This window comes from Streptomyces sp. SX-6, assembly GCF_059089585.1.
In genome coordinates this window covers 54,181-69,479 of the sequence record NZ_JBTHHU010000010.1, presented here as the reverse complement: position 1 = coordinate 69,479, position 15,299 = coordinate 54,181, and the positions used below count along the sequence as shown (strand labels likewise).

14 protein-coding genes are annotated in these 15,299 nt (G+C 70.7%); 9 read left to right on the top strand and 5 right to left on the bottom strand.

From position 1 onward, the window contains the following. Window positions 1-9: 9 nt before the first annotated feature. The gene (locus ACV530_RS14895; protein ID WP_494332913.1) at window positions 10-1,014 is read right to left on the bottom strand and encodes a 4-hydroxy-3-methylbut-2-enyl diphosphate reductase; all 1,005 of its coding nucleotides are present in this window, start codon (window positions 1,012-1,014) and stop codon (window positions 10-12) included. A 73-nt stretch (window positions 1,015-1,087) separates the two neighbouring features. Between ACV530_RS14895 and xseA the strand changes: the two genes are divergently transcribed. From xseA to ACV530_RS14880, 3 genes are all read left to right on the top strand, one after another. Next, window positions 1,088-2,338 carry an exodeoxyribonuclease VII large subunit gene (xseA, locus tag ACV530_RS14890; protein WP_494332912.1) on the top strand — a complete coding sequence of 417 codons (1,251 nt, stop codon included), beginning with the start codon at window positions 1,088-1,090 and terminating at the stop codon, window positions 2,336-2,338. Window positions 2,339-2,348: 10 nt separating this feature from the next. Then, on the top strand, window positions 2,349-2,597 hold the full coding sequence (locus ACV530_RS14885) for an exodeoxyribonuclease VII small subunit (RefSeq protein WP_494332911.1): 249 nt from the start codon (window positions 2,349-2,351) through the stop codon (window positions 2,595-2,597). Window positions 2,598-2,766: 169 nt separating this feature from the next. Beyond that, on the top strand, window positions 2,767-3,357 hold the full coding sequence (locus ACV530_RS14880; protein ID WP_494332910.1) for a malonic semialdehyde reductase: 591 nt from the start codon (window positions 2,767-2,769) through the stop codon (window positions 3,355-3,357). Window positions 3,358-3,428: 71 nt separating this feature from the next. On the opposite strand, the gene ACV530_RS14875 is transcribed toward ACV530_RS14880, so the two are convergent. Then, window positions 3,429-3,983, bottom strand: coding sequence for a DUF4245 domain-containing protein (locus ACV530_RS14875; protein ID WP_494332909.1), 555 nt, complete (start codon window positions 3,981-3,983; stop codon window positions 3,429-3,431). Window positions 3,984-4,145: 162 nt separating this feature from the next. On the opposite strand from ACV530_RS14875, the gene glpX reads away from it, so the two are divergent. Further along, window positions 4,146-5,177, top strand: a complete 1,032-nt coding sequence (glpX, locus tag ACV530_RS14870; RefSeq protein WP_494332908.1) for a class II fructose-bisphosphatase — start codon at window positions 4,146-4,148, stop codon at window positions 5,175-5,177. Window positions 5,178-5,272: 95 nt separating this feature from the next. Here glpX and ACV530_RS14865 read toward each other — a convergent pair whose 3' ends face one another. Together ACV530_RS14865 and ACV530_RS14860 are read right to left on the bottom strand one after the other, a co-directional pair. Next, on the bottom strand, window positions 5,273-5,578 hold the full coding sequence (locus tag ACV530_RS14865) for a WhiB family transcriptional regulator (protein WP_494333040.1): 306 nt from the start codon (window positions 5,576-5,578) through the stop codon (window positions 5,273-5,275). 229 nt (window positions 5,579-5,807) lie between these two features. Then, window positions 5,808-6,491, bottom strand: coding sequence for a DUF1707 SHOCT-like domain-containing protein (locus ACV530_RS14860; RefSeq protein WP_494332907.1), 684 nt, complete (start codon window positions 6,489-6,491; stop codon window positions 5,808-5,810). Between the two features lie 188 nt (window positions 6,492-6,679). Here ACV530_RS14860 and ACV530_RS14855 point away from each other — a divergent pair, with 188 nt between their 5' ends. Further along, window positions 6,680-8,338 (top strand): fumarate hydratase, encoded by a 1,659-nt coding sequence (locus ACV530_RS14855; RefSeq protein ID WP_494332906.1) that lies wholly within the window; start codon window positions 6,680-6,682, stop codon window positions 8,336-8,338. A gap of 49 nt (window positions 8,339-8,387) precedes the next feature. On the opposite strand, the gene ACV530_RS14850 is transcribed toward ACV530_RS14855, so the two are convergent. Continuing rightward, window positions 8,388-9,908 (bottom strand): ricin-type beta-trefoil lectin domain protein, encoded by a 1,521-nt coding sequence (locus ACV530_RS14850; protein WP_494332905.1) that lies wholly within the window; start codon window positions 9,906-9,908, stop codon window positions 8,388-8,390. 108 nt (window positions 9,909-10,016) lie between these two features. On the opposite strand from ACV530_RS14850, the gene ACV530_RS14845 reads away from it, so the two are divergent. From ACV530_RS14845 to ACV530_RS14830, 4 genes are all read left to right on the top strand, one after another. Next, entirely contained in the window at window positions 10,017-11,411 is a 1,395-nt protein-coding gene (locus ACV530_RS14845; protein WP_494332904.1) for a class II fumarate hydratase, read from the top strand. Between the two features lie 190 nt (window positions 11,412-11,601). Next, window positions 11,602-12,324, top strand: coding sequence for a cytidylyl-2-hydroxypropylphosphonate hydrolase (gene fomD / locus ACV530_RS14840; protein WP_494332903.1), 723 nt, complete (start codon window positions 11,602-11,604; stop codon window positions 12,322-12,324). A 120-nt stretch (window positions 12,325-12,444) separates the two neighbouring features. Next, on the top strand, window positions 12,445-13,122 hold the full coding sequence (locus ACV530_RS14835) for a class I SAM-dependent DNA methyltransferase (RefSeq protein WP_494332902.1): 678 nt from the start codon (window positions 12,445-12,447) through the stop codon (window positions 13,120-13,122). A 124-nt stretch (window positions 13,123-13,246) separates the two neighbouring features. Then, window positions 13,247-15,169, top strand: a complete 1,923-nt coding sequence (locus ACV530_RS14830; protein WP_494333039.1) for a SpoIIE family protein phosphatase — start codon at window positions 13,247-13,249, stop codon at window positions 15,167-15,169. Window positions 15,170-15,299 lie beyond the last annotated feature (130 nt).

The following is a 15,299-nucleotide window of genomic DNA, read 5'->3' as shown; positions in this document are numbered from 1 at the left end:
GGGCGCCCGTCACCCCTCCTCGGCGGCAGCGGGAGGAGCGGCGACGGCGGCGGCCGCCTCGGCGCGCAGGTCGCGGCGCAGCTCCTTCGGCAGGGAGAAGGTGATGGACTCCTCGGCGGCCGTGACCACCTCGACGTCCTCGAAGCCGCGCACGGCGAGCCACTCCAGCACGCCCTCGACGAGGATCTCCGGCACGGACGCGCCCGAGGTCACGCCGACCGTGCTCACGCCCTCGAGCCAGGCCTCGTCGAGCTCCTCGGCGTAGTCGACCAGGTGGGCGTCGCGGGCGCCGGCGCCCAGCGCCACCTCGACCAGGCGCTTGGAGTTGGAGGAGTTCTGCGAGCCGACGACGATGACCAGATCGGCGTCGGCGCCCATCTGCTTGACGGCGATCTGCCGGTTCTGGGTGGCGTAGCAGATGTCGTCGCTGGGCGGGGAGAGGAGATTGGGGAAACGGCCCTGGAGGGCGTCCACCGTCTCCATGGTCTCGTCGACGGAGAGGGTGGTCTGGGAGAGCCAGACGACCTTGTCCGGGTCGCGGACCTCGACGTTCTTCACGTCCTCGGGGCCGTCGACGAGCTGGATGTGCTCGGGGGCCTCGCCACTGGTGCCGACGACCTCTTCGTGGCCCTCGTGGCCGATGAGGAGGATGTCGTAGTCCTCCTTGGCGAAGCGGACGGCCTCCTTGTGGACCTTGGTGACCAGCGGGCAGGTCGCGTCGACGGTGGCGAGGCGGCCGCGGCGGGCCTCCTCGTGGACGACCGGCGCGACACCGTGCGCGGAGAAGATCACGATGTTGCCCTCGGGCACCTCCGCCGTCTCGTCGACGAAGATCGCGCCCTTCTTCTCCAGGGTCTTGACCACGTATTTGTTGTGGACGATCTCGTGGCGCACGTACACGGGCGCGCCGTACTGCTCCAGAGCCTTCTCGACAGCGATCACTGCGCGGTCCACGCCCGCGCAGTAACCCCGGGGGGCGGCGAGCAGAACCTTGCGGGAGGGCGTGGCAGTCATGCCGTCCATCGTAAGGGCCCGTACCGACAGCGGACTGCCGCGCGTTGTCACAGCCCGCCGCTAGGCTCGCCGCATGGCTGCAACCACGTCCCCCGAGGCACCGCTCCCCGTCAGCGAGGTGAGCCGGCTGATCGGCGGCTGGGTCGACCGGCTGGGCACGGTCTGGGTCGAGGGGCAGATCACCCAGCTGTCCCGGCGCCCGGGCGCCGGCGTCGTGTTCCTGACGCTGCGCGACCCGTCGCACGACGTCTCCCTCTCGGTCACCTGCTACCGCGCCGTCTTCGACAAGGTCGCGGACGTCGTCTCGGAGGGCGCGCGCGTGGTCGTGCACGCCAAGCCCGAGTGGTACGCGCCGCGCGGCACGCTGTCGCTGCGGGCGGCCGAGATCCGCCCGGTCGGCATCGGCGAACTGCTCGCGCGGCTCGAGCAGTTGAAGAAGTCCCTGGCCGCGGAGGGGCTGTTCGCCGCCGAGCGCAAGCGGCCGCTGCCCTTCCTGCCCGGGCTCATCGGGCTCGTCTGCGGGCGCGCCTCCGCCGCCGAGCGCGATGTCCTGGAGAACGCCCGGCACCGCTGGCCCGCCGTCCGCTTCGAGGTGCGCAACGTCCCCGTGCAGGGTGTGCACGCGGTGCCGAGCGTGATCGAGGCGGTCCAGGAGCTGGACGCGCTGCCCGAGGTGGACGTGATCATCGTGGCGCGGGGCGGCGGCAGCGTGGAGGACCTGCTGCCGTTCTCCGACGAGCAGCTCATACGGGCCGTGGCCGCGTGCCGTACGCCCGTGGTGTCGGCGATCGGCCACGAGCCGGACAGCCCGCTGCTCGACCTCGTCGCCGATCTGCGGGCGTCCACGCCGACGGACGCGGCGAAGCGCGTCGTGCCGGACGTGAGCGAGGAGCTCACGCGCGTACGCCAGCTGCGCGACCGCGCGCTGCGCTGCGTCACGGCGCGGCTGGACCGCGAGGAGCACGGGCTGGCCGCGACGCTGGCCCGCCCGTCCCTGCAGCAGCCGCACCGCATGGTCGAGGAGCGGGAGGAGCAGGTCGCCGCGCTGGCCGGCCGCGCCCGCCGCACGCTCGGGCACCTGCTGGACCGGGCCGACTCCGAGCTCGCGCACACCCATGCCCGGGTGGTGGCCCTGTCCCCCGCGGCGACGCTGCGGCGCGGCTATGCCGTCCTCCAGCACGCCGACGGTTCCGTGGTGCGCGACCCCGGCGAGGTGGCGGCGGAGGAGGAGCTGCGGGCGCGGGTCGCGGAGGGCGAGTTCGCGGTGCGGGCCGTTGCCGCACCCCCGGCTGTCACACCACCGACTGTCACACCCCCGGCTTAGGCTGTCCGGCATGGCGAAGACGGGCGAGAAGACCGGAGACGACGATCGGGGCGACCTCGGTGCGCTGGGCTACGAGCAGGCGCGCGACGAGCTGATCGAGGTGGTCCGCAAGCTGGAGACGGGCGGCACCACGCTGGAGGAGTCGCTGGCCCTGTGGGAGCGGGGCGAGGCGCTGGCGAAGGTCTGCCGCCGCTGGCTGGAGGGCGCGCGCGCCCGGCTGGACGCGGCACTGGCCGAGGAGGAGAGCCAGGAGTCCTGACGGGCTCCGGGGCTCCCCGGCACAGCACAGCGAGCACAGCACAGCGAGCACAACACGACGAGGCGAAGTGATCCGGGTCACTTCGGGCCCGATTTAGTTGAAAGTTAATACACCTCGGTTAAGGTTGAAACCGCAAGCAAGGCCGTACCCAGCCCAGAAGGGTCCCCCCATGTCTTTCGCCCTTGACGCAGCCGCCCGTGACCTGCTCTTCCACGAGGCCCACACGGCCAACACCTTCACCGACGAGCCCGTCTCGGACGAGCAGATCCAGGCCATCTACGACCTGATCAAGCTCGCCCCCACCGCCTTCAACCAGTCGCCGCTGCGCATGGTGCTGGTCCGCACCCCGGAGGCCCGCGAGCGCCTGGTCTCCCACATGGCCGACGGCAACAAGCCGAAGACGAGCACGGCCCCGCTGAGCGTGATCATCGCGACCGACAACGAGTTCCACGAGGAACTGCCCACGCTCTTCCCGCACTTCCCGCAGGCCAAGGACGTCTTCTTCAGCGAGCGCGCGGCCCGCGAGAACGCCGCCCTGCTCAACGGCGCCCTCCAGGCCGGTTACTTCATCCTGGGCATCCGCGCCGCCGGCCTGGCCGCCGGCCCGATGACCGGCTACGACGCCGAGGGCATCCGCAAGGAGTTCCTGGACGACGACCACACCCCGCTGATGGTCATCAACATCGGCAAGCCGGGCGAGGACGCTTCCTTCCCGCGCAGCCCGCGCCTGGCCTTCGACGAGGTCGCCAAGACCGTCTGATCCCGGTCGCCCCACGGCGCCTTCGCGGATACGCATCCGCGAAGGCGCCGTGTGCGTTTCAGGCGTGTGCGTTACGGGGCGGGCTGCGCCTTGCCGACCTTCAGCGCGGCGGCGATCCGCGTGAGCTGCTCCTGCGGCGCGGTCCCGGCGACCACGGTGGTCACCCCGCGCTCCTGGCGCACCAGGGCGTTGTACTTCGGGCCCTCGTAGCGCTGCCAGACGGCACCGCCCACCCGCTCGGTCCGGTCCGTCTTCTCCGCGTTCTGGCTGGCGTCGTCGATGAAGTCGCGCGCCGGGCCGTCGCTCTGCTCGACCTGGACGTAGTGCTTGTCGTCCCGGTCGAGGAGGCCCAGGTGCCAGACCTTGCCCAGCTTGGGCGTCACCCGGTACCAGGCCGAGGTCGCGCGCCAGTCCTGGTCGATCCCCTCGGGAGCCGCCACCGCGTACGGCGCCTCGCTGCGGGCCCCGGCCAGCTTCCCCCGATAGTCGACGGTCTTGATCGGATCCACGTTGCGGTTGTCGCCGTGCGGAATCATCCAGTAGGCGCTGCCCGCCACGGGCACCACCACCGCCAGCGACAGCATCAAGTTCCGAACTGTCTGTGTCTTGCCGTTCCTGCCTGCCACGTCACCATCGTCCCCCATGCCCCGGCCGATCTTGACGCCGGTCGGCCCGTGGCGGCACCGGCGGCCTTGACGCTGCTCATGCGTAGGGCGCCCTGCTCATACTCGCAATCAGCGGATAAAGTCATGAGCACCCTCACTCTGCCACCCGAAAGGTGCGCTCCGATGTCCGATCACCACCTGCCGTCCCAGCTCGAGGTCAGCCCCGAGGCGCCCGACCGCAACCTCGCCCTCGAACTGGTCCGCGTCACCGAGGCGGGCGCCATGGCCTCGGGCCGCTGGGTGGGCCGAGGCGACAAGAACGGTGCCGACGGCGCTGCCGTCCGGGCCATGCGCGCCCTGATCCACACCGTCTCGATGAACGGTGTCGTCGTCATCGGCGAGGGCGAGAAGGACAACGCGCCCATGCTCTACAACGGCGAGCGGGTGGGCGACGGGACGGGCCCGGAGTGCGACGTCGCCGTGGACCCGGTGGACGGCACCACGCTCACCGCCAAGGGCATGGCCAATGCCGTCTCCGTGATGGCGGTCGCCGACCGCGGCAGCATGTTCGACCCGTCCGCGGTCTTCTACATGGACAAGCTCGTCACGGGCCCCGACGCCGCCGACTACGTCGACATCACCGCGCCCGTGGGCGTCAACATCCGCCGCATTGCGAAGGCGAAGCGTTCCTCCTGCGAAGACGTGACGGTCGTCGTCCTGGACCGCCCCCGCCACGACGGCATCGTCAAGGAGATCCGCGAGGCGGGCGCCCGCATCAAGTTCATCACCGACGGCGACGTGGCCGGCGCGATCATGGCCGTGCGCGAGGGCACGGGCGTGGACCTGCTGCTCGGTGTCGGCGGCACGCCCGAGGGCATCATCGCGGCCTGTGCCATCAAGTGCCTGGGCGGCACGATCCAGTCCCGGCTGTGGCCGCGGGACGACGAGGAGCGCCAGCGGGCGATCGACGCCGGTCACGACCTCGACCGGGTCCTGACCACCAACGACCTCGTCCGCGGCGAGAACGTCTTCTTCGTCGCCACCGGCATCACCGACGGCGAGTTGCTGCGGGGCGTGCGCTACCGCGCGGAGACCGCGACCACGCAGTCGCTGGTCATGCGCTCCAAGTCCGGCACGATCCGGCAGATCGACTCCACGCACCGGCTGTCGAAGCTGCGCGCGTACAGCACGGTCGACTTCGAGCGCCCCAGCTGACACCCCCCGAAACAGCTGACACCCCCTGAAACACGACTACGGGCCGTCCCCCGCCGGTGCGAACGGCGGGGCGCGGCCCGTGGGCACCGGCGCGGTCATCCCGCGGCGGCGACCCGCGTGGCCCGCTGGAGCTCCGCCTCGCGCCGCCTGCGGCGCGCCAGCACGACGCGGCGCTCGGCGGCGGTCAGCCCGCCCCACACCCCGTACGGCTCCGGCTGGAGCAGCGCGTGCTCACGGCACTCGACCATCACGGGGCAACGGGCGCAGACCCGCTTCGCGGCCTCCTCGCGGGAGAGCCGCGCCGCCGTCGGTTCCTTTGATGGTGCGAAGAAGAGCCCGGCTTCATCCCGGCGGCACACCGCCTCCGAATGCCAGGGGCCTGCCTGATCCCGCGGAGACATCCGCGGCGACGGAACGGCGGCTTCCTGCAGGGGCTGATGCGGTAGCAGCACGGTCTACTCCTGACGACGGCTTTGCTTGGCCGGTTTTGAGTCACCATTCGCCCGTCTCACCCTGCACGGCCATTCGCACCCGCAGCCGTACGAGAGACGATGCACCAAGCTTTACCCGCTGTGCGCGCTCTTATTCACACCGTTGCCATGACCGGAACCTCGCTCGTCACACCACCTCTCAGTCGGCCGCCCGGAGATCCTTGAGCCGCCTGCCGGGCACGTGCTTCGCCGTGACGCCGCCCATCAGGGCAAAACCGGTGATCACGACAACGGGTGCGCCGGGGTCCGCCGCCTCGTGGGAGTCCACGTCGTACCCGCCGAAGATCCCGCTGGCCGTGCAGCGCACGGTCACGTTCTCCGGAACCTTGATCTCCACGCCGCCGAACAGGGCGAAGGTGTTGATGACGACCTGCTGCTGTTCGAAGGTCGCCTCGGTCAGGTCGATCTCCACGCCGCCGAACACCGCGACCGCGTTCGTCCGGGCCCCCACCCGCCAGCGGCCCTTGCGCTGCGCACCGCCGAAGATGGCGACGAGGTTGTCGTCCTCGTACCCGCCGGGGCGCGCGGAGGCTTCGTACGGGCGCGAGGGTGCGGGCTCGGCGTCGGGGCGCCTGCCGGCGGGCAGGTCGTGCACCAGCGGTTCCAGCTCCGCCGTCGTGCGCGCCTTGTAGACCGCTTCGATCCGCTCGGCGTGCTCGTCCGGGGTGAGCCGGCCCTCGGCGAGGGCCTCGCGCAGGATGTCGGCGATCCGGTCGCGGTCCGCGTCGGAGGCGCGCAGCACCGGCCGGTCGGCCACGGTATCGGTCTTGGTCTTGGTCAGCACCGGCCGAGCGGCCGGCTTCTCCAGCGATGACTCGTCCACGCACAACAGAGTAGCCAAACGCGATAGATCGCGATACCCCCCGATGTAGCCGGGCGTGCGACTGAGCCTTACCTCACAAACCGGTGCCCGGCCCGGCGGCCTAGTCTGGAGAGCGCTGCTGACGAGGACGCCAGCACCGGTCAACCGCAGAGTGCACCGGTCAACCGCAGAGTGAGGGAATCGCCGCGATGTCTCGGCCCGAGTTTGCCTATACGGATCTCCTGCCCCTGGGTGAGGACAAGACGCCGTACCGCCTGATCACCTCCGAGGGCGTGTCCACCTTCGAGGCGGACGGCCGTACGTTTCTCAAGGTCGAGCCGGAGGCGCTGCGCAAGCTGGCCGAAGAGGCGATCCACGACATCCAGCACTACCTGCGCCCCGCGCACCTCGCCCAGCTGCGGAAGATCGTCGACGACCCCGAGGCCTCGCCCAACGACAAGTTCGTCGCCCTCGACCTGCTCAAGAACGCCAACATCGCGGCGGCCGGCGTGCTGCCGATGTGCCAGGACACCGGCACGGCGATCGTCATGGGTAAGCGAGGCCAGAACGTCCTCACCGAGGGCGGCGACGAAGAGGCGCTCTCGCGCGGCATCTTCGACGCCTACACCGAGCTCAACCTGCGCTACTCGCAGATGGCCCCGCTGACCATGTGGGACGAGAAGAACACCGGCTCCAACCTGCCCGCGCAGATCGAGCTGTACGCGACCGACGGCGGCGCCTACAAGTTCCTCTTCATGGCCAAGGGCGGCGGCTCGGCCAACAAGTCCTTCCTCTACCAGGAGACGAAGGCGGTCCTCAACGAGGCCTCCATGATGAAGTTCCTGGAGGAGAAGATCCGTTCGCTGGGCACGGCCGCCTGCCCGCCGTACCACCTGGCGATCGTCGTCGGCGGCACGAGCGCCGAGTACGCGCTGAAGACCGCCAAGTACGCCTCCGCGCACTACCTCGACGAACTGCCGGAGGAGGGCTCCCCGCTGGGCAACGGCTTCCGGGACAAGGAGCTCGAGGAGAAGGTCTTCGAGCTGACCCAGAAGATCGGCATCGGCGCCCAGTTCGGCGGCAAGTACTTCTGCCACGACGTGCGCGTGGTGCGTCTGCCGCGGCACGGCGCGTCCTGCCCGGTGGCCATCGCGGTGTCGTGCTCCGCCGACCGCCAGGCCGTCGCGAAGATCACCGCCGAGGGCGTCTTCCTCGAGCAGCTCGAGACGGACCCGGCGCGCTTCCTGCCGGACACGACGGACGAGCACCTCAGCGACGACGACGTCGTGCGCATCGACCTCAACCGCCCGATGGACGAGATCCTCGCCGAGCTCACCAAGTACCCGGTGAAGACCCGGCTTTCGCTGAACGGCCCGCTGGTCGTCGCCCGCGACATCGCCCACGCGAAGATCAAGGAGCGGCTGGACGCGGGCGAGGAGATGCCGCAGTACCTCAAGGACCACCCGGTCTACTACGCGGGCCCGGCCAAGACGCCCGAGGGTTACGCGTCCGGTTCCTTCGGCCCGACGACGGCCGGCCGCATGGACTCGTACGTCGAGCAGTTCCAGGCCGCGGGCGGCTCCAAGGTGATGCTCGCCAAGGGCAACCGCAGCAAGCAGGTCACCGACGCGTGCGACGCGCACGGCGGCTTCTACCTCGGCTCGATCGGCGGCCCGGCGGCGCGCCTCGCGCAGGACTGCATCAAGAAGGTCGAGGTCGTCGAGTACGAGGAGCTCGGCATGGAGGCGGTCTGGAAGATCGAGGTCGAGGACTTCCCCGCGTTCATCGTCGTGGACGACAAGGGCAACGACTTCTTCACGGACCCGGCCCCGGCGCCGACGTTCACGTCGATCCCCGTACGCAAGTAAGCGGTGTGCGGGCCCCGTTGAACGAACGGGGCCCGCATGGCTGCTGCTCTCACGCGAAGCGCTGGTCCGCCGAACCGGCGCACTTCTTCAGCTGCACCGGGCCCTTCGCCTGGGTGAGCGTCAGGCACAGCTCCGGTGCCGCGGCCGGCCGGAACGTCGAACCGGCCTTGGTGAACTGCTGGTTCTTCCCGCCGTGGCAGTTCCACAGCACCAGCCGCGCGCCCTCGGTGTACTTGCCCCCGGGCACGTCCACGCAGCGGGCGTGGCTCAGTTCGGTGTGGAGGGAGCCGCGTCCGGCGTCGTACCACCAGCCCTGGTTGCGGTTGCCGGTGCAGTCCCAGCCGCCGACCTCGGTGCCGTTGCGGCTTGAGGCTCCGTACGCGTCCACGCAGGTGCCCGTCGCGGCGTTCTTCAGCGGGTGGTACGCGTCGTCCCAGCCGCCCTCGCGGAGCACGGGCTTACCGGTGTTCGCCGGGTCGGCGCAGCCGGCCTCGCGGTAGCCGGAGACGTACAGCATGCTCAGGCAGGCCGCGAAGGCGCCGTGGCCACGCTCGTTGGGGTGGAAGGACTGCCGGACGGAGTTGGAGTCCGGCGGGAACGGGTTCGACAGGTCGATCCACAGGCCGCGTGCCCAGGTGTTCTCCGTGCACACCTCGTGGCCGTGGAACAGACGGGAGTTGTCGAGGAAGACCGCGCCCGTGTCACGGGCGGCCTTGCGCTCGCCGCGCTCGAAGGCGGGTACGGCGGTGTTGCGGCCCCAGCCCGAGTCGGAGGTGTAACCGACGCAGCCGCCCGGGAGCTTGCCCGGGTAGTCGGGGTTGTCCTCGAAGTCCGGGCCGATGGGGCTCGGGTAGCCCATGACCACCAGCTTGTAGTCGCTGTCGGTGTAGCCCGCGCCGCGCATGACCGTCCGCAGGTCCTTCACCGTCTGCTCGACCTTGGGCACCAGCCCGTCGACACGTTTCTGCCAGCCCGGCGCGTACTTCGGTTCGCAGGGGCCCTGGAGCGTCAGGTAACGCACGACGCAGTCGGTGATGACGGGGCCGAACTGGAGGTCGTCGTTGGCGCCGGCGACCAGGAGCACCATCTTGACGCGGGTGTTGCGGGCCTTGACCGCCAGGTTGTCGCTCTGCACCAGTTCGTCGGCGTACTGCTTGCTGCCGCCGATGCGGATGTTGACGGTGGACGCGCCGGAGCAGGCCACGTTGTAGGTCACGTCCGCCGGTATGGACGTGCGGTGGATGGCCGCCCGGGGGGAACGGTGGCACCAGTTCGTCGGCCCGTTCGTGCCTGGCTCGTACGTGCCGACTCCCTCGCCGGCGATCTCGCTGTCGCCGAGCGAGACGAGCGAGGTCTTGCGCTCGGCGAGCGGGCGTACGCCGGCGTCGCCGTAGAGCTTCACGGACTCCGCGGCGCGGATCTTCTCCAGCTCGGGCGAGAGGGCGGTCGTGCGCACGGGTTTGGGTGTTTTCGCATCGGCCGCCGGTACATTTGCGGCCAATCCGCCGAAAAAGGCTGCGAAAGCCGTGATGGCGGCGAATGAACAGCGCAGGGTGGGTCTGCGTGTCATGAAGCCTCCCCGATTTCAGTTGTTACCCGGGGTATTTACTGGCTGGTAGTGGCCTTTGGGAACACGTGGAACGAGACAAACGCTGTTCCTGTCAGGAGGTAGTCGACGATGACCGACAGCGAGCAGTACCGGATCGAGCACGACTCCATGGGAGAGGTGAGGGTCCCCGCGCACGCCAAGTGGCGCGCCCAGACCCAGCGCGCCGTGGAGAACTTCCCCGTCAGCGGGCAGCGCCTGGAGCGCGCGCACATCGCGGCCCTGGCCCGGATCAAGGCGGCCGCCGCCAAGGTCAACGCCGAGTTGGGCGTGCTCGACAAGGACCTCGCGCAGGCCGTTTCCGACGCCGCCGAAGAGGTAGCCGAGGGCCGCTGGGACGACCACTTCCCCGTCGACGTCTTCCAGACCGGCTCCGGCACGTCCTCCAACATGAACACCAACGAGGTCATCGCCACCCTCGCCGGCGAGCGCCTCGGCCGGGACGTCCACCCCAACGACCATGTGAACGCCAGTCAGTCGTCCAACGACGTCTTCCCGTCCTCGATCCACATCGCGGCGACGGCAGCTGTCACGGGTGACCTGATCCCGTCGCTCGACCACCTCGCGGCGGCGCTGGAGCGCAAGGCCGAGGAGTTCGCGGACGTCGTCAAGTCCGGCCGTACGCACCTGATGGACGCCACGCCCGTCACCCTCGGCCAGGAATTCGGCGGTTACGCCGCCCAGATCCGCTACGGCGCGGAGCGGCTGCGCGCCGCACTGCCGCGGCTGGCCGAACTCCCGCTCGGCGGTACGGCCGTGGGCACCGGCATCAACACCCCGCCCGGCTTCTCCGCGGCCGTCATCGCCGAAGTCGCCCGCGCGACGGGGCTGCCACTGACCGAGGCCCGCAACCACTTCGAGGCGCAGGGCGCGCGCGACGGCCTGGTGGAGACCAGCGGCCAGCTGCGCACCATCGCGGTGAGCCTCACCAAAATCGCCAACGACCTGCGCTGGATGGCCTCCGGCCCGCGCACCGGCCTCGCCGAGATCGCCCTCCCCGACCTCCAGCCGGGTTCCTCGATCATGCCGGGCAAGGTCAACCCGGTCGTCCCGGAGGCCGTGCTCATGGTCGCCGCCCAGGTCGTCGGCAACGACGCGACCGTCGCCACGGCGGGCGCGGCAGGCAACTTCGAGCTCAATGTGATGCTGCCGGTGATGGCGAAAAACCTGCTGGAGTCCGTGCGGCTGCTCACCAACGCGTCCCGGCTGCTGGCCGATCGCACGGTCGACGGCATCACGGCGAATGTCGAGCGGTGCCGCGAGTACGCGGAGTCCTCGCCGTCCGTCGTCACCCCGCTCAACCGCTACCTCGGGTACGAGGAGGCGGCGAAGGTGGCGAAGCGGGCGCTCGCGGAGCGGAAGACGATCCGTCAAGTGGTGCTGGAGGGCGGCTATGTCGAGCGCGGCCTGCTGACGCTGGAGCAGCTCGACGAGACGTTGGACGTCCTGCGCATGACGCGCCCGTAGGGAAAATCCAGCCCGTCCGGCGCTTGAGGACAATCGCGCGCAGCGCGGTTCCGGGGCCCGGGGCGGAGCCCCGGAGGAAACGGTGAAAGGGCGGGACCGGGGCACAACTCCTCCCGCCCGCACCGTGCAACGGCCATGCATGCGGCATATGTCACGGCGCACTCCCACCCCCACCACCTAAGATTCGCCCATGACAGCGGAGGCGACGGACCACACGGCAAGCACCATAAACACGACCTGGACCCCCGGCACCCGCATCCTCTGGCGCTACCGCGGCAACGCAACCGACCGCATCCACATCTGCCGCCCGATGACCGTCGTCCAGGACACCCCCGAACTGCTCGCCGCCTGGATGGCACCCGGCACCACCTGCGTCCGCCCCGTCCTCGCCGACGGCACACCGCTGCACCGCGAACCGCTCGCCACCCGCTACACCAAGCCCCGTACCACGACCACGGGCGCCTGGTTCGGGCCCGGCGTGCTCAAGCTCGCCCGACCTGGCGAACCCTGGTCGGTCTGGCTCTTCTGGGACCTCGACTGGCGCTTCAGGAACTGGTACGTGAACCTCGAGGAACCGCTCACCCGCTGGGAGGGCGGCGTCGACTCCGAGGACCACTTCCTCGACATCGCCGTCTACCCGGACCGCAGTTGGGAGTGGAAGGACGAGGACGAGTTCGCCCAGGCCCAGCGCGTCGGCCTGCTCCCGCCCGACCGGGCCGAGCGGGTACGGGCCGCCGGGCGCGCGGCGGCCGAGCTCGTCGAGGCCTGGGGCGCCCCGTTCACCTCCGACTGGGAACGGTGGCGGCCGGACCCCGCCTGGCCGGTCCCGGAGCTCCCCGATGACTGGGACCGCACCCCTTCTCAACCGGACCGGAGCGGAAACGCTTGCCGTCTCCCCACCGGGCAACCGTAGGATCGTCGTCCGCGGGACTACATAACCCACAAGCACAACCCATCGGCACAGCACGGCACCAGACACAGCACGGCATGTGACGCAGGATCACATGAAGGCAGGCGCAGAAAGGGCGAAGCCGTGAGCGGTGACGACCAGCGGGACTACGATCGCTACGCCCTCCCCGGGCTCGATCGCACCGGTCAGGCCGAGGCGTTCGACGCGATCGGCGACCGTTACGACGAAGCCTTCCCGCACAAGGAGGGCCAACTCGCCGCAGGCGAATGGCTCGCCGCCGCCCTGCCGCCCGGCTCCCGGATCCTCGACGTCGGCTGCGGAACGGGCCTGCCGACGGCCCGTCAGCTCACCGAGGCCGACCACCACGTCACCGGCATCGACCTGTCGCCCGGCATGCTCCACCTCGCCGAGGCCAACGTGCCGGAGGCCACCTTCCTCCAGGCCGACCTTGCCGACCTCCGCGACGGCCGACTCGGCTCCTTCGACGGCATCGCGGCCTTCTTCTCTCTCCTGATGCTGCCGCGCGCGGAGATCCCCCACGCTCTCCGCATGCTGCGCGGACTGCTCAAGCCGGACGGCCTGTTGGCCCTTTCCATGGTCGAGGCGGACGTGGACGACTACGCGATTCCGTTCCTCGGCAACACGATCCGGGTATCCGGTTACCTGCGGGACGACCTCCGCCAGGTCGTGCACGACGCGGGTTTCGGCATCACCGGCGAGAACTCGCTGTCGTACGCACCCGCCAGTACGGACGTACCACCCGAGATCCAGCTCTTCCTCAACCTGCGACGCACCGCCTGAGCATGGTGCGCCCTGTGCGACCGGGCTTACGGTCCCGACGGATGGAATCCCACGCGTGACGGAGCATCCCAACTCCCCCGGAGGACGGCGCGACACCGCCGTCCGGCAGACCGCCGCCCCCGGCATGGAGGCCGGCGGCGAAGCCGCGCGGCCCAGGGGCGAGGCGTGTTCCGCGCACCCGGGCACGCCCGGCCCCGAACACGCCACGGCCCGAGACGCCGCCCACCCCGACCCCGCCGGTCTCATCGGCCCGCCCGCAGGTCCGGCGGACGGGCCGCCCGGCGACGGCCCGTCGGGCGGCGGTTCGCGGACCGCCGCGGCCGCCGGCGGCGAGCGGCTGCGCTTCGTGGGCGCCGCCACCCGGCGCATCGCCCGCGGCATAGACCTGGACGAGATCGTCCTCGGCCTGTGCCGGGCGACCGTACCCACCTTCGCCGACGCGATACTCGTCTATCTCCGTGACCCGCTGCCGGTCGGCGACGAGCGGCCCGTCGGCCCCGTCGTCCTGCGGCTGCGCCGCACCGACCGACTCCCTGAGTACGCGCGCGGCCTGGAAACCGCGGGCTTCCCCGGTCCGGCCGCCGCCGAGGACACCGACGATGCCGGGGTCGAGCTCGCGGACGCCGCCGCCGAGCGCTGCGAGGTACGCATAGGCGGCCCGCTCGCGGAGGTGCTGCGCGGCGTCAGACCCGTCTTCGGCGACTCCCCCGCCGCCCGCGCCGCCCTCCCCGAGCTGATCGGCGAGGACCGCCACGTACCGGACCGGCAGCGGACCGTCCTCGCCCCGCTGCGCGGCCGGCGCCGGGTGATAGGCGCCGCGGTCTTCATACGCCGCCCCGACCGCCCCGCGTTCGAGAACGACGATCTCCTCGTCGCGGCCCAGCTGGCCACGCACACCGCACTCGGTGTGGACAAGGCCGTCCTCTACGGCCGCGAGGTCTACATCGCGGACGAGCTCCAGCGCACCATGCTCCCCGACTCCCTCCCCCAGCCGACCGGCGTACGGCTCGCCAGCCGCTACCTCCCGGCCGCCGAGACCGCCCGCGTCGGCGGCGACTGGTACGACGCGATCCCGCTCCCCGGCAACCGCATCGCCCTCGTCGTCGGGGACGTCATGGGCCACTCCATGACCTCCGCCGCGATCATGGGCCAGCTGCGGACCACCGCCCAGACCCTCGCGGGCCTGGACCTCCCGCCGGCCGAAGTGCTGCACCACCTGGATGAACAGGCGCAGCGCCTCGGCTCCGACCGCATGGCGACCTGCCTCTACGCGGTGTACGACCCGGTCTCGCACCGCATCGTCATGGCCAACGCCGGCCATCCGCCGCCGATCATGCTGCACCGCGGCGGACGGGCCGAGGTGCTGCGCGTACCGCCGGGCGCACCGATCGGCGTAGGCGGCGTGGACTTCGAAGCAGTCGAGTTGGACGCCCCCGCCGGGGCGACCCTGCTCCTCTACACGGACGGCCTCGTCGAATCCCGCATACGCGACGTGTGGACCGGCATAGAGCAGCTGCGCGAGCGGCTGACCGAAACGGCCCGCCTCACCGGCCCCAACCCGCCCCCGCTCGAGCCGCTGTGCGACGAAGTCCTCGGCATGCTCGGCCCGGGCGACCGCGACGACGACATCGCCCTGCTCGCCGCCCGCTTCGAGGGCATAGCGCCCAGCGATGTCGCGTACTGGTTCCTCGACCCGCGCCCGCAGACCGCCCGCCAGGCCCGCCGCCTGGCGAGGCGGGCACTGGCCCGCTGGGACCTCGAGGAGCTGACGGACGGAGTGGAGCTGCTGGTCAGCGAGGTGATAACCAACGCGGTCCGGTGCGCGGAACGCCCCATCACACTCCGCCTCCTCCGTACGGACGTCCTGCGCTGCGAGGTGGGCGACGACGTGCCGCAGCTGCCCCGGCTCCGTCAGGCCCGCCCCTCGGACGAGGGCGGTCGCGGCCTGTACCTGGTGAGCAAGATGGCCCGGCGCTGGGGCGCGACCCGGCTGAGCACGGGAAAGGTGGTGTGGTTCGAGCTCGGCCTGCCCACCCGCACTCACTGAGAGTGACCCTTACCCCCGGTTCATCCATACGTGGTGAAAATCTGGACAGCGTCCAAGGCCCTGTTGCCGACGCGCTGTCGGCGGAGTTGACTGGCTGGCGTGGAGGGCGACAACGGTGACGCCCTCACCA